General features: G+C 38.6%; 1 protein-coding gene. It reads right to left on the bottom strand.

Annotated elements, in window-relative coordinates; genetic code table 11:
- A partial coding sequence (locus ACFIO5_RS10815; RefSeq protein WP_375705399.1) for an AAA family ATPase occupies positions 1 to 329 on the bottom strand: 329 nt, incomplete at its 3' end.
- Positions 330 to 941: the final 612 nt, after the last annotated feature.

The following is a 941-nucleotide window of genomic DNA, read 5'->3' as shown; positions in this document are numbered from 1 at the left end:
GGGCTAGGTTGCACTGGAATAAGCACGAAGTCCGAAGCCATAAGAGCACTGCGTGCAAGATCAGTTACACGTGGAGGACCGTCGATAATGATATGATCATAGTTATGACCAATCTGTGTAATTTCTTTATGAACCGTTGCGCGCGGCAAACCGACGACTGGAAACAAAGAAGCACCTTCTCGAGCAGCTGCCCAATCTAATGCACTACCTTGCGGATCAACATCAATAAGCAACACACGCGCTCCTGTGCGTGCAAAGCTAGCAGCAAGATTCACACTCAAAGTGGTTTTTCCTACACCCCCTTTTTGATTCAAAAGTCCAATGATCATTCATGATGCCTTTCAGCTTTATCGTTTTTACGATTATACAGAAAATAACAAAGCAGACAAGAAGCATCTGAGAGTTTCAAAACAATTCCCTCTTACATTTCACAACAAAAGTTGTAGCATAGATCAACCCCCATTGAGTTCTTAAAATGCCCACTTCTGCATAGCCGATACAATCAACCAAAAGAAAAAAACTTGTTCCATCTCATTGAGATCATACCTTATTTATAAGAAGCGTTCGTCATTTTCAGATTGAATGAATACAAAGAAGACAGGAAGTTTTTCATATATCATCCCCTCGTATTTTAGAAACAGAAAAAACATTCGCCTGCACATCATAAGAGAAAACAATGTATAAATAAAAACCATTTGAAAAAGAATGGTATATGCCTCTTATCAACCATCAAAACCAACCATAGAAACTAAACTGGTAAATAGAATAGACGGTAGCAAGCTATACTTCAAAGCATAAAGGCTGTGATATTGCAATAAATCATGCATTATCCTCTTCACAAATGGTTATCGGAAGAGAAAATTGGGAGCAAAGTAAAATGTCTTCTTAAAACAAGTGCATAAAATAAGCAACGCAATGGCCTGCTGTTCTTCGTGAAAAGC

This window comes from Bartonella sp. AA86SXKL (assembly GCF_042196885.1).
This window is presented reverse-complemented; position numbering and strand designations above follow the sequence as displayed.